Origin of the sequence: Acinetobacter stercoris (assembly GCF_900323515.1) — a bacterium.
Classification (GTDB): domain Bacteria; phylum Pseudomonadota; class Gammaproteobacteria; order Pseudomonadales; family Moraxellaceae; genus Acinetobacter; species Acinetobacter stercoris.
In genome coordinates this window covers 1-12,787 of sequence record NZ_OOGT01000009.1, presented here as the reverse complement: position 1 = coordinate 12,787, position 12,787 = coordinate 1, and the positions used below count along the sequence as shown (strand labels likewise).

Below are 12,787 nucleotides of genomic sequence, written 5' to 3'. Positions count from 1 at the left end.
TTTTAAATTTTTAGGGGTTGGGTTATGTCTGGTCAATACTCATCTTTTCAGCGTCATTCCAATGATTTGCTGCCCCCAATTATGGCAGGTTTAATCTCAGTCATTGTCAATTATGGCGGTACATTTATTTTAATCTTTCAGGCTGCACAGATGGCAGGACTTAGCCCTGAGCTTACAGCTTCATGGGTATGGTCGATTTCGATTGGGGTCGGTATCACAGGGATAATATTAAGCTGGTACACACGAGAACCGATTATTACAGCATGGTCAACCCCTGCGGCAGCTTTTCTGATTACTGCTCTTGTGACCGTACCTTATGCCGAAGCGATTGGGGCATACCTACTTTCTGCCTTAGCCTTTGTCATTTTAGGGATTACAGGCTATTTTGAGAAACTCATTCGCCTGATTCCGATTGGCATTGCCTCAGGTTTATTGGCAGGAATTTTATTACAGTTTGGGATCGCTGCCTTTACCAATATGACCATTGACCCATTTCTGGCGATTTCCTTATTTTTTGTTTACCTCATCACCAAGCGTTTTTCAGCACGCTATGCGATTGTCAGCGTTTTAGTTTTTGGTTTTATTTTCCTGATGTTGCAATCACGAATTGACTTTGCTGGATTTGAGTTGAAATTGGCATCCCCAATTTTTACTGCCCCTGAGTTTTCGATTAACTCGATACTCAGTATTGCCTTGCCTTTATTCCTTATTACCTTAACAGGGCAATATATGCCAGGTTTATTCGTGCTTAAAAATGATGGTTTTAAAACCAGTGCCAAACCGATTCTGGCTGTGACAGGTTTAGGCTCATTCATCATGGCATTTTTTGGTTCACATGCGTTTAATCTGGCTGCCATTACCGCAGCAATCTGTACAGGTAAAGAATCACATGAAGACCCATCAAAACGCTGGGTTGCAGGGATTGCCGCAGGGATATTTTATATTTTGGTCGGGATTTTTGGCGTGACATTGGCAGCAGTATTTGCAGCATTTCCTACCGCATTTATTAGCACACTGGCTGGGCTTGCCTTGTTAGGCACAATTGCAGGAAGCCTTGCCAATGCCATGAGTGACGTTGATAGCCGTGAAGCCGCTTTAATTACCTTTGTTGCTACTGCTGCCAATATTAGCTTATTTGGGATTGGTGGTGCATTCTGGGGATTAGTTCTAGGATTAATTTCTTATCTTGTACTGAATGGTAAATTTAAGTTCAGTTCATGAGTCAGCCATTGATATTCAGGGTATCACGCATACCCTTTTTGCAATTTAAACACTTTGAGGCAATCCATTGGAAAGAAGTGCTAAAGTTCTCTTAACTTACATCTCTATTGTTCATGCCATTAGTCATATTCATATTATGACTTTACCTGCTTTATTGCCCATTTTACCAAAGGCGATCAATGTTTCCTTTATGGAACTGGGCATTGCAATCGGTGTATTTAATGTGGTTTCTCTGCTGGTACAAGCTCCATTTGGCTTTTTAGTAGACCGTCTTGGGGCAAGAAAGATGCTGATTTATGCCCTATTACTGGGTACCATCAGCTTCACTTTAGTTTTTATCAGCACCTCCTATATTTCACTTATCGTTGCAATGGCATTGGCAGGTGTGGCAAATGGTGTATATCACCCTGCAAACTATGCTTTACTTTCTACAGGCATTCCTGCAAAACAGATGGGTCGGGCTTTTTCCATTCATACTTTTTCAGGTTTCTTTGGTGCTGCAATTACGCCATTGATGATGATTAGTATAGGCATGAGCTTTGGCATAAACTGGGCTTTCGCTTTGGCGGCAATCATTAGCCTTGTTGGTCTATTACTGATGTTGAATCTCTCACAGATTCATATTCAGTCTCGTCAATATGATAAAAAACAACAACATTCCCATGCAGAAGTTCGCCCTCATGCTATCCATTTTTCAACCATTGCCATCTTGACCCTGTTTTTTACCTTGCTCAGCTTAAGCACAGGGGCGATTGAAAAGTTTTCTGTCAGTTCACTGATCGATGGATTACATATTGACCTCAACACAGCGAATTATGCTTTAACTGCATTTATGTTTTCGGGTGCATTTGGGGTACTGGCAGGTGGAGTTATTGCAGATAGAGTTCAGCATCATTCAGCCTTTGCTGCGGCAGCGTTTGGTAGTGCTGCCTTAGTGCTTATCATGATTATTTGTATGCCGATGTCTGCTTTGGCATTGGTGGCTTCGTTTGCCTGTGCTGGATTTTTAATGGGCGTTATTGCCCCATCCCGAGATATGTTGGTGCGTAAGGCATCGCCTGTCGGAGCAGAAGGACGTACTTTTGGTATTGTTTCCACAGGATTTAATCTGGGTGGCGTGGTTGGCCCCCTAATCTGTGGTTTTTTACTGGATAAAAAGTTAGCCATAGAGATTTTATGGTTAGCCGTTGCTTTTATTCTATTGACTGTGATTATTATCTTTATTCAGGAGATGATGAATAGAAAAATATCCTAGATTTTCATATCAAAACTGGTACTGTGGAAAATATTAAAACTGTATCTTAAAACAGTACCATATCAATATTATGCTTTGCTCATCTATTTTTAACTCACAAAATCATGGGAGTATTATCATGCAAAGCCAAGAAATTCAGGTGATTCCAGTACAGCAACAAGATTATCAACAATGGATACCTTACTGGTTAGCCTATCAGGATTTTTATAAGGTCTGTTTATCCACTAAGGTGACTGAAACCACGTGGCAACGCTTCTTTGACAAAGCTGAGCCTGTGTACTGTGCTGTTGCCAAACAGGGTGATAAAGTTTTAGGCTTTGTGCATTATGTGATTCACCGCTCAACCTGGGCAGAACAAAATTATTGTTATCTGGAAGACTTATATGTGTCACCTGAAACTCGTGGTCAGCATATTGGTAAACGCCTGATTGAATATGTACAAAAACAGGCGATTGCTCAACAATGTGACCGCTTATATTGGCATACACAGGAAACCAATCATACCGCCCAAAAACTTTATAACTGGGTTGCTGAAAAGCCAGGAATCATTGAATATCGTATGCCCTTGCTATAAAAGCATAAGACCAAAATCTGTAGAGGTTTTGGTCTTATAATGAGTGGATATGTCGTGGTCAAATCACAATGTCCATTAAATAATTTAGGAGAAATTTTATTGGATATTTTGACCTCGGCTACACAATGGGCGATTGTATTTAGTGGCATTTTTTTATGGATGGGAATGCTGACTGGGGTCTGGAAGTACTACCAGATTCGCCATACCGAACGAGCCAGAGCACACTACTATGTCGATATTGCCCATCGCAGTAGCTTACTGTATGCAGCCGCAAGTTTAATATTAGCAGCATTGAGTCATTTTACGGTGTTATCTCATCTGGTTGCCTTGCTTTGTATACTGGCGAATTTGTTCTTTTTTACCTTTGCCATTTTGTCCTATATTTTGCATGGTTTACTTCAAGATACCACCAATCAATTTAAACAACCTCATCAACTTGGACGCTGGACACTTCCCAACTGGATGATGACCTTTGCAATGGTCAGTTTAATTGTTGCAGAACTCGGAGCAACAGCCATTTTATTAGGTGGGACAATAATAAAATTTATATCATGACTATCCATGGCAATCCTCTTATGAGGCAGATACAATTCTGAAAATTAATTGCCATAATAGATCTATCTTAAGGTGTTCTCATGATGTTCTGGTTGTCTCAAATTCTAATTGTATAGACATCTTATTGAATCAATACAACCAAAAAGATGATCACAATCATTAGGAACAAAATTAAAAATGGGAATAGCAGACGCTTAACTGATCTGACATCACTGTAACCTTGCGTAAGCTGTGAAACAATCACCAAACGTACTGGTGAGAAAATACCGACAGAAGATGCAGCAACATGTTGAATTGCCGCAATAGAATAAACATTCAAATGTAGTTGTGTTGCGATTGACACTTGAGAAGCCATAAAAAGGCCATTTGGTGCATTTCCACTGTTCATTAATAAACCCAGGAAAGCAGAAATCACAGGCGTGATAACAACCGCATAGGTTCCAAATATTTTGAACAAATCAGTGGCAATTAAGCTGGATATACCCGAGTTATTCAATACCTCAGCCATCATGGAGAAAATAAAAATTGTAATGATGGCAACTTTTCCTGTATTCCATGACTCGCCAATCATAGATACAAAGCCACTTGCCTGTTTTCTAACAACAGATAATATGAATGTCGAGAAAAGTAGGAGTATACCGGCATGGAATAAAGGAGATAATGAAGGTAAATCAGGATAAGGTGATAATTTTATAACATTGATCAGATAGAATTTCAGTTGTGGAATGATTCTACTCACAATTAAACAGGAAACCACCAAAATGAATGGCAGGTATTGATCTAGTCTATTTATAACCACTTCTCGGGAGAGTTTGGAAAGCAACAGGAACCGTAAAACAATAAATATTCCATAAGCTGCCAACATTGCCGTTTCGGGGCCCAGAAGATAAGTGCTGGCATATAAAAATATTAACCCTGATAACATCCAGATCAACTCATAAAGATGCTCCCTGTATGAGACTTTTATGTCTGTTCTATATGCAGTAACCCAGAATAAAAGCAACCATACTATCATCAGAATAGTTATGATCGGAAAGGTATGCATGGTCAATAGCGTTACTGGTAGTTTTGCATAGGCTGAAGAAACTAGCGTACCACTTCCCATTCCTCCCCATGGAATAAGTGTCTGGCTTAACAGTCCAAAAATCATCAATGATGATTTGCTTATTGGTAAATGTTTAATTAATAGTATCGTACCCAAGATACCCACACCAAAACCCGTGGCACTTTCTGCAAATGGTCCCACAAAAAAACAGGCTGTAAATAATAGTCTTCTATGATTCAAGACTTCTTCATGCTTTGGTATGTTAGCCGTATTTAAGTTTTTAAGATCACTCTGGTTGGGGAGGGCCAGATTCCAGAATAATATTCCTCCCATAATATAGGGAAGAATGATGATACCAATCCATCCACCTCTAAGAATCGACTCTACTATCCTGGTAAAGTCATAATTAAGATTGCCAAAACCAAATCCAACCAGAATTGCAGCCAATAAACCAATTAAAGCAGAATAAGAAATATGGATACGGCCACTCATCACTGCTAGTGCAAGCAAAATTGTCGGACTTAACCAGATAATTAAATTCATGATTTTTTTGAAACCTTTTGGTCCAAACTTTCTTGATCTAAACGTTCAATTACATAAAGATCAATTTCCATCTGGTCTGTATTGATTTTATTATTACTTCAAGGTGATATATTCCTGTTTTAAAATATCTAGAAAAATAAACAGCTTTTCATTCATTTCCGAATAATTATGTTTACGCAGAATCTCAGGATTATCTACAAACTTATATTCGTGAGCTACGCTTAATTCCTTTTCTGAGTTCTGAATAAGGAGCTCGACCACGTCTGGTGTCAATTCCATATGACACTGAAAACCGTAAACCAGATTTGAGTATTCAATAATCTGTCTGGGACAACCCTCACTGTAAGCCAATATCTTGGCATCAGGTGTCAGACCAGGCATATCATTGTGCCAATGACCAACATCCAGTACTGCACCAAAGTGTTGAAATTTAGGGTGACTTAAACCGTCTTGCGTCAACTTTATCGGGAATTTTCCAATTTCTCTCTCTGGACTATGTTCATAATGAGCTCCTAGTGCTTCTCCAATCAATTGCGAACCCAAACATACTCCTATCACAACTTTATTCGCATGGATTGCTTTACTAATTAATGACTTTTCTGCTTCTGCATCAAAATAAGAACATTCTTCAAGGGTTGTAGATGGATCTTGTGGCCCACCCATAACAATCAAGAAGTCTATATCTTCCATCGATTGTGGCAGTTGTTCCCCAAGATACACACGTGAATAGCTAAGATCACACTGGTTCTGCTTTGCCCAAATTTCGTAGGCACCGGGAGCTTCAAATTCTTCATGAACAACAAAATGTATCCGCATGGTAACCTCATGGATTTAGAATAAAATATGTACTGATGTGTAATTAGCGATAGTCAATAAATAGCTAGATATTTTCTAAGAGAAATTAGAAATATTAGTTCAGGCTAATGGCTCTATAGAGGTTCATTTTTCGGAGAAAAAATGTACCTTAGTGCCAGAAACTTAGAACGTTAACTAATCAAAGAACTTGCATCTTATGCTAAACTCCATTATTGTCCTATGTCAATATATATATGTCATAGGTTATATTATGAGCCAATATGATACGCCAAATAGCATTGCTGAATTACAAGAGAATATTGAAGAAATTCAGCAACAAGTTGATGTCGTCTGTCAAAGGATAGGTCGTAATCCGGCAGAAGTTCGCTTATTGCCTGTGACCAAAACATTGCCTGCTGAACGAGTTGAACAAGCCTATCAATTGGGTTTTCGCTGTTTTGGTGAAAATAAGGTACTAGAAGCCAAAGGCAAATATGAAGCTTTGCAGCATTTACCGATTCACTGGATCTTAATTGGACATCTGCAAAGTAATAAAGTGAAGTATGTAGCAAAGTTTATTGATGAATTTCATGCCTTAGACAGTATCAAACTGGCAGAAAAACTAGATCATCGACTGGCACAGGTTCAACGAATACTTCCTGTATTTATTCAGGTAAATACCTCAAATGAACAGAGTAAATTCGGGGTCAAACCAGCACAGGCTTTGGCACTGATTGAACAATGTCAGCAATTCCCACAATTAAAAATCATTGGCTTAATGACCCTTGCTATTCATAGCCAGGACCCTGTTGAGGTCAGACGTTGTTTTCAAACCTTACGTTTATTACGGGATGAGATTCAAAAAACTTATCCCGACATCCAGCGTTTATCGATGGGTATGTCAGGTGATTTTGAAATTGCCATTGAAGAAGGTGCGACCGATATTCGGGTCGGACAGGCAATTTTTGGGGCAAGGGATTTGCCCGATAACTATTACTGGTCGGAGCAATAAACGATGAGCCAAAGTTATCAACTCACCATCTATCAACATGGCAAGCTCATGGGCAATTTTCAGACCAGCTCCTTGCAGCCGTTGAAAGACATGAAGACCTTAGTGGAATATTTACAACCCCATGATGATTTAAGTTTTGAACTTTATCAGGTCATTGAAGATACAAGATTTTTAATGCAAAAAGATGGTGCAATGCAATTACTGGGCAGCAAACATCTTTATCAACCTTGTTCTATGGATATTTTGAAAGAGCTAACCACATGAGTTATTTAATGCCGATTTATCAACCTTTGGCAATCGAATTCCAGCGTGGTGAGGGTTGTTATTTATGGGACATAGAGGATAAATGTTATTTCGATGCCATTTCAGGCGTTGGTGTCACATTGCTAGGACATGCCCATCCAGTGATTCATGCAGAGATCGTGGCACAGTCACAAACCTTTTTGCATCTTTCCAACCTGTTTAAGCATGGCTGGAATGAACGTCTGGCAGAAAAACTGGCAGAAATTACAGGCTTAACACAGGCATTCTTCTGTAACTCAGGGACAGAAGCCAATGAAGCTGCGATTAAAATCGCTCGTGCCTATGGTCATCAACGAGGTATACAACGACCTAAAATTATTGTGATGCAGAATGCCTTTCATGGTCGAACGCTTGGGGCGTTATCTGCAACAGCAAAACCAGCATATCGAGAGGCATTTGGGCCGTTATTGGATGGTTTTGAGTTTGTGCCTTTTCATGATTTGGCAGCGATTGAGCATTATCAGCATGATCCAGACGTAGTTGCTGTCTTACTTGAGCCAATTCAGGGTGAAGCAGGGGTTAATATTGCCTCACCCCTTTATTTGAGACAGTTAAGAAAATTATGCGACCAACAACAGTGGTTGCTGATCCTGGATGAAATCCAGTGTGGACTTGGACGTACAGGCACATGGTTTTTCTATCAACAGGCTGGAATCCGTCCTGACATTTTAACCATTGCCAAAGGCTTAGCGAATGGTGTTCCTATTGGGGCATGTCTAACACATGAAAAATTGGGGCATTTATTGCAATCAGGTTTACATGGTTCAACCTTTGGCGGGAATCCATTGGCATGTCGGGTTGCATATACCGTTCTGGATTTACTGGATAAGCAATATTTAGCAACCATTGCTGATAAGGGCTATAAGCTACTGGATTTATTACAGTCCAGATTAACAGGACTGCAAAACATTCAATCCGTACGTGGTGCAGGTCTAATGATTGGGATTGAACTCATTCATCCTGTTGCCAATATTCCTCAACTGGCAAGTGAAAAATTTGGGGTACTACTCAATGTGACACAAGGCAAAGTCATTCGCTTATTACCGCCCCTCATTATGACTGATGCCCAAGTCGAATATTTAGCCCAACAAATTGCGCTGTTATTAAAAGAATTAAGTCAGAATTATGTAGAGTCACAACCATGAAAATCATTTATGCAATTCAAAGTTTGGCATTTGAGGACTTGGGAAGTTTTGCTCCAGTCTTCAAGGATTTAGGCTATCAAATTCAATATTTACAGCTTGGTGTTGATGTACTGAATGAGGCATTGGCATCGAAACAACCTGTCATTGTATTAGGCGGTCCTATTGGCGTATATGAAACTGAAACTTATCCCTACTTAACAGATTTTATTGCAGCACTGACTCAACGTTTAAAAAAGAATTATCCAACTTTAGGCATTTGTCTGGGGGCACAATTGATTGCTACTGCTCTGGGTGCAGAGGTCTACAAGGGACATGTCAAGGAAATTGGCTGGAGTCGTTTAGTCCTCAATAATCAGGGCTTAGCCTCACCATTAAGACATCTGGAAAATGTGCATGTGCTGCATTGGCATGGCGATACATTTGATATTCCTGAATCTGCAAAGCGTTTAGCAGGTTCAATGTATTACCCAAATCAGGCATTTTCTGTGGGTTTAAATATTCTGGCACTACAGTTCCATGCCGAAGTTGATCCACATACTTTTGAACGCTGGCTGATTGGACATACTGCTGAATTAAATCAGGCACAGGTTGATATTTTAACCTTACGCCAAGAGAATACATACTATGGCAAACCATTACAGGAAAAAGCCAGCCTGTTACTCCGTGACTGGTTCAGCAATTTAATCCCTGTATAACCCCCTGAGATAGAACTTTTTATGAACATTACAGGCAATACCGCTCAAGATATTCAGGATAATATCCGTACACTGATTAAAGAGGGACAGCTTCAAGAGGGCGACTTTTTACCGAGTGTACGGGAACTGGCTGAACAGCTCGGTGTTAATCGTAATACAGTTGCGGCTGCCTATAAGAATCTGGTTGCGATGGGGATTGTGATCTCCAGAGGACGTTTAGGGACACAGGTTAAATCCTATCAATCTTCACGTCTATTAGAAGGCTTTCAACCCCTGTTACAAGGAACTGTTGATTTAGCACATGGCAATCCAAAACGTGAATTGTTGCCTTCTCTCAAGCACATTAATTTAACTCATTTTAACTGTGCACTCTATGGGGAAACTATTTACCATCCTGAACTATTAAAAATCACGCAGGAAAAAATATTTGCCGATATTCCACAGACCTTTAGTATTGAATTTACTTATGGTGCAGTGGATGCCATCGAAAGGATTCTAGCTGCCTACTTGGTTTCATCAGATATGATTGCGGTAGAACAGCCTGGCTTTATCACCAGTATTTCTGCCATTGAACAACAACAGTTTAAAATGTATCCCTTTACAGTCAGTGAACAGGGTTTTGATCTCAATGAATTACTGCAAGCATTACAGGCAAATGTGCAAGCAGTGATTATTACGCCACGCTCGCAGAATCCGACAGGTTATAGTCTGGATACAGTACAGGCTGAAAAAATTTATAACATCCTTGAAGACTATCCACATGTACTGGTCATTGTCGATGATCATTTCTCATTATTAGCTCAGGCTCAATACCAGCATATTATTCCGCCCTCAACGAAGCACTGGGCAGTCATTCGTTCAGTATCGAAATATTTATCTCCTGATTTCCGTTTTGCATTTGTATGTTGCGACTCTGAAACTTCAGAAAAACTACACCTCAAGCTGAATGCGGGTTCAACATGGGTCAGCCATATTATTCAGGAAATGGTTTATCAACTATTCAGCTCAGAACAGTTCCCTGAAACACTACACACTGCCAAATCTTACTATCAACAACAAAATCAAAAATTTGTTCATTATTTACAAAAATTTAGCATCCCCTGTGCAACCCATTATGATGGGCTAAATATCTGGTTATCCCTCCCTTATGCAGATAAAACGACTCAAATTCTACGGCAGCGAGGCTGGTTAGTGCGTTCAGGACAAGACTTTAGAGTGAATCAGGATATATCAGCAATCAGAGTCAGCACCTCAGACATGACAGAAACACAGATGCAGGAATTTTGTCAGCAGCTACAACAAATTTATGAGGTGGTGGTTAATTTATAAAAAGGTTTTTACTCTTAAAGAATCTGGCAATAGTGTTCTTGTAGGGCATAGTTCCATTATTTCTGACAATACAATTTAAGTAAATCAATAATAGGGATGCAATATGATAAAGATTAGAAACTTTCCAGAAAATGCCCGAATTACCTTTCTCGGCTCTATTTTTAAGGATCATAAAAATAGTGAATGGAATATTCATATTGGTTTAGAAAATCACTATACCCATTTACCAGATTATGAAAAATATATGGTAAAACATGCTCGTTTTTCCAACATGCCACTATTAGCAAAAAATAGAAGATTTAATCAAACCAAAGAAATCCCCTCCTACAATGAATCGATCATCACCATTCAAATTGATGATTTTAACAATTGGAAAATAACAACAAATAAATCAGGACAGTACATATTTAGCTACATTGTGAGCGACTTAAAAGGTACATATAAGGATATTCAAATCCATTTACCACACATAGAACTGGCACGAGTTTTGTTTTTCCATAATGCTTATTTATCTAAGGCAGCTTTAGATCAAAGAAAGCTAACAACAGAATATTATATTGTCCCAGAAGAACATCAAACCATTATTCACGTTCATGAATTTTGCCGCTTTCCCCCCAATCAATATGATAGTGTTGGTATGCGTCGCCTACTGTCATGGATATTACTTGATACTGAGGCACGAGCGTCCTATGAAAGTATCTCCAAACATTTTTCGATTGAGCAAGTTAAAACTAAAACACAAACCTTTTGGAATTTCAATTTTGCACCGCCCTCACTAATAGGGGCTGAAATTACAATGAAAGTTTACTTCAGTGAAAAAAGCCAACAATATTATGTGAATGAAATCATTGGGATTGCTAATTTACCGACTGATATTTCTAATGAAGTGATTTTTTGTAGTCCAAAATTTACCGTAAAAAATAGTTATGAAAAAACAGGTGGAAACTCTGGAGGACGTAATACCTCCAACGATGATCCAACCATTGATGATGAAAAAGAAGCGGATAGTGATCGGAAAATTACCCAAATTGAATCTCCAAAAATCACTATGTCCCTTGCCAGTCCTTATGAAACAAAAAAGGCAACACTTAAACGTTCAGGTAAGAAAGGTATACCGAATCATAATGATGTTGAAATTCTACCTGATCATAGTGTGAGTACAGGTGAAGCCACGATCTTTGGTGAAATTGGCCGTGGAGAATTTGAGAATGTCCATGATGATAGTGATGACCTTGCATTTTTCATGAAAAGATTTGAAGCATTCAAAGCCATGGTTGAACAATTTGCATCACAACATCGTATTCAGCCCATCATTCATGTACATAAGCTGCCTGCGGTCAATCGTTCCAAGCTACATAGAACCCATGATGGTAATCCGAGGTGTATTATTGAAGTCCAACTTAGTTTTCAAGGCAAAAAATTTGTCATTCTGGAAATAGATACCAGCGATAATCTAAAGCCTCTTTCTACACTGATTGTCAAAATCTCAGATACAGACACATGGAACTCATATTTTCCAACTTTTCGGAAGCAAATCGTTAAACGCTCTTTACGTTGGCCAACCGCTAAATCTCTACAAGATATAGGGATAAGGAAAACCTTTAATCATCCACGAAATCTAGTTGAAATGGCTGAGTCTGATGAAGAGTTTAAAAATTGGGGGAGACGACTAGAAGATGCTTTACTGTCCTTATCCTAATGATTTCTGACTCAAATTAGGGCATATCTTTACAGGGGTATTATCCTTTTTTAAGGATTAAGCTTGATGAAAATCTTTTATTAATTTAAGCTGCTCTTAGTTTTCTAATTTTCCTTAATTTTCATGGAATTCAATTTTGCATAATGGGCGATCTCAATTCAAATCTCATGGCTTTAAGTAGTTATGCACTAGATTCCACAAAAAAGGAAGACTTATTAGATCAATACCTACAAGAAACCTTATGTCAAATGATGGATGAGTATCATAAAAATCAAACTCCTATAGACATTGATTTTAGAAAACTGATTCATTGGTTACGAGCAGGCGATCAATTAACTCATCAAATTCACCCATACCCAGCGAAGCTATTACCTCATATTGCATATTTTTTTCTTAAAGCTCATAAAAATCTTACACAAAAATTGGTACTTGATCCTTTTTGTGGGTCAGGAACTGTAGCTCTGGAAGCCTCTATACATGGATTTTTACCTCTAGTTGCTGATGCAAATCCTTTAGCACTCTTATTGACAAAAGTAAAAACCACTCCCTATTGTATAGAGAAATTGATAAGAATTAAGGAAAAAATATCTTATAAATATATAAGGTATAAAGTCGC

Annotated in this window: 12 protein-coding genes and 1 pseudogene; 11 read left to right on the top strand and 2 right to left on the bottom strand. The window is 38.8% G+C overall.

The features are described 5' to 3' along the window. The first annotated feature begins 24 nt into the window (after positions 1-24). From KPC_RS01800 to KPC_RS01785, 4 genes are all read left to right on the top strand, one after another. A complete protein-coding gene (locus KPC_RS01800) occupies positions 25-1,221 on the top strand; it encodes a benzoate/H(+) symporter BenE family transporter (protein ID WP_121972724.1) in 1,197 nt (398 codons plus the stop codon). A gap of 67 nt (positions 1,222-1,288) precedes the next feature. Next, a complete protein-coding gene (locus tag KPC_RS01795) occupies positions 1,289-2,476 on the top strand; it encodes an MFS transporter (RefSeq protein WP_109426800.1) in 1,188 nt (395 codons plus the stop codon). 118 nt (positions 2,477-2,594) lie between these two features. Then, positions 2,595-3,050 (top strand): GNAT family N-acetyltransferase, encoded by a 456-nt coding sequence (locus tag KPC_RS01790; protein WP_121972723.1) that lies wholly within the window; start codon positions 2,595-2,597, stop codon positions 3,048-3,050. Between the two features lie 99 nt (positions 3,051-3,149). Then, a complete protein-coding gene (locus KPC_RS01785; protein WP_121972744.1) occupies positions 3,150-3,605 on the top strand; it encodes a hypothetical protein in 456 nt (151 codons plus the stop codon). Between the two features lie 121 nt (positions 3,606-3,726). Here the strand turns inward: KPC_RS01785 and KPC_RS01780 are convergent, their stop codons facing one another. Beyond that, a complete protein-coding gene (locus KPC_RS01780; protein ID WP_121972722.1) occupies positions 3,727-5,193 on the bottom strand; it encodes a lactate permease LctP family transporter in 1,467 nt (488 codons plus the stop codon). A 93-nt stretch (positions 5,194-5,286) separates the two neighbouring features. Next, complete coding sequence (locus tag KPC_RS01775) at positions 5,287-6,009, bottom strand: type 1 glutamine amidotransferase (RefSeq protein ID WP_121972721.1); 723 nt, start codon at positions 6,007-6,009, stop codon at positions 5,287-5,289. A 250-nt stretch (positions 6,010-6,259) separates the two neighbouring features. Between KPC_RS01775 and KPC_RS01770 the strand changes: the two genes are divergently transcribed. The 7 genes and pseudogenes from KPC_RS01770 to KPC_RS01740 form a co-directional block, all read left to right on the top strand. After that, the gene (locus tag KPC_RS01770) at positions 6,260-7,000 is read left to right on the top strand and encodes a YggS family pyridoxal phosphate-dependent enzyme (RefSeq protein WP_121972720.1); all 741 of its coding nucleotides are present in this window, start codon (positions 6,260-6,262) and stop codon (positions 6,998-7,000) included. A gap of 3 nt (positions 7,001-7,003) precedes the next feature. Continuing rightward, positions 7,004-7,264 carry a hypothetical protein gene (locus tag KPC_RS01765; RefSeq protein ID WP_004910162.1) on the top strand — a complete coding sequence of 87 codons (261 nt, stop codon included), beginning with the start codon at positions 7,004-7,006 and terminating at the stop codon, positions 7,262-7,264. Continuing rightward, positions 7,261-8,448: an aspartate aminotransferase family protein gene (locus KPC_RS01760; RefSeq protein WP_109426804.1), complete on the top strand. Its 1,188-nt coding sequence runs from the start codon at positions 7,261-7,263 to the stop codon at positions 8,446-8,448. Before KPC_RS01765 ends, KPC_RS01760 begins: the two co-directional genes overlap by 4 nt. Further along, the gene (locus tag KPC_RS01755) at positions 8,445-9,143 is read left to right on the top strand and encodes a glutamine amidotransferase (RefSeq protein ID WP_121972719.1); all 699 of its coding nucleotides are present in this window, start codon (positions 8,445-8,447) and stop codon (positions 9,141-9,143) included. The genes KPC_RS01760 and KPC_RS01755 overlap by 4 nt, the downstream gene beginning before the upstream one ends. Positions 9,144-9,164: 21 nt before the next feature. Next, complete coding sequence (locus KPC_RS01750) at positions 9,165-10,472, top strand: aminotransferase class I/II-fold pyridoxal phosphate-dependent enzyme (protein ID WP_109426805.1); 1,308 nt, start codon at positions 9,165-9,167, stop codon at positions 10,470-10,472. Between the two features lie 103 nt (positions 10,473-10,575). Next, complete coding sequence (locus KPC_RS01745) at positions 10,576-12,171, top strand: Tn7-like element transposition protein TnsE (RefSeq protein WP_121972718.1); 1,596 nt, start codon at positions 10,576-10,578, stop codon at positions 12,169-12,171. Between the two features lie 143 nt (positions 12,172-12,314). After that, positions 12,315-12,787: pseudogene (locus tag KPC_RS01740) on the top strand (hypothetical protein); the annotation flags it as partial.

Coding starts and splice junctions, on each gene's coding strand:
- KPC_RS01755 (WP_121972719.1), top strand. CDS start 8,445: ATGAAAATCATTTATGCAATTCAAAGTTTGGCATTTGAGGACTTGGGA.
- KPC_RS01750 (WP_109426805.1), top strand. CDS start 9,165: ATGAACATTACAGGCAATACCGCTCAAGATATTCAGGATAATATCCGT.
- KPC_RS01765 (WP_004910162.1), top strand. CDS start 7,004: ATGAGCCAAAGTTATCAACTCACCATCTATCAACATGGCAAGCTCATG.
- KPC_RS01790 (WP_121972723.1), top strand. CDS start 2,595: ATGCAAAGCCAAGAAATTCAGGTGATTCCAGTACAGCAACAAGATTAT.
- KPC_RS01760 (WP_109426804.1), top strand. CDS start 7,261: ATGAGTTATTTAATGCCGATTTATCAACCTTTGGCAATCGAATTCCAG.
- KPC_RS01775 (WP_121972721.1), bottom strand. CDS start 6,009: ATGCGGATACATTTTGTTGTTCATGAAGAATTTGAAGCTCCCGGTGCC.
- KPC_RS01800 (WP_121972724.1), top strand. CDS start 25: ATGTCTGGTCAATACTCATCTTTTCAGCGTCATTCCAATGATTTGCTG.
- KPC_RS01745 (WP_121972718.1), top strand. CDS start 10,576: ATGATAAAGATTAGAAACTTTCCAGAAAATGCCCGAATTACCTTTCTC.
- KPC_RS01770 (WP_121972720.1), top strand. CDS start 6,260: ATGAGCCAATATGATACGCCAAATAGCATTGCTGAATTACAAGAGAAT.
- KPC_RS01780 (WP_121972722.1), bottom strand. CDS start 5,193: ATGAATTTAATTATCTGGTTAAGTCCGACAATTTTGCTTGCACTAGCA.